This is a genomic window from Dyella jejuensis (assembly GCF_044904675.1).
GTDB classification, from domain to species: Bacteria; Pseudomonadota; Gammaproteobacteria; order Xanthomonadales; family Rhodanobacteraceae; genus Dyella_B; species Dyella_B jejuensis.
Map to the genome: position 1 here is coordinate 1 of NZ_JADIKJ010000064.1, position 510 is coordinate 510.

At 70.6% G+C, this 510-nt stretch carries 1 protein-coding gene; it reads left to right on the plus strand.

The genetic code is table 11. The features are described from left to right. Positions 1-510 (plus strand): AMP-binding protein (locus ISP15_RS18285; RefSeq protein WP_404549428.1); only part of this gene is annotated, 510 nt, incomplete at both ends.

A 510-nucleotide genomic window follows, 5' to 3' on the forward strand; every position in this document is an offset into this window, starting at 1 on the left:
CGCGATGACGCGCAGGCGGACTGCGTGATCGGCCATGAAGCCCTGCTGCAAGGGTTGCACGCGGCGATCCCGCTGGCGTTGGACACGGCGGCGCTGCGCGCGGAGCTGGCGGCGGCGCCGGCGCACGATCCGGTGCGGAGTGAGCCGACGCCGCCGGATCGGCTGGCCTACATCCTGTTCACGTCGGGCTCGAGCGGTCGTCCGAAAGGGGTGCGGGTCGAGCACGGCAGTGTGATGAACCTCGCCGCGGGACTGGATGCGGCCTTGGCGGGGCTGGGAGCCCATGGCTGGGAACGTTGGGCATGGAACGCCTCCTACGGCTTCGACGTGTCGCTGCAGGCGCTGGTGCAATGGCGCCATGGTGCGACGCTGTACCTGCTGCCGGCGGAACTGCGCCGGGATCCGGTGCAACTGCGTGCGTACCTGGCGCGCGAATCGATCCAGGTACTGGACGCCACGCCGTTGCAGGTCGAGGCGTTGCTGGAAGTGCAGGGCGCGCCGCTGCCGTCC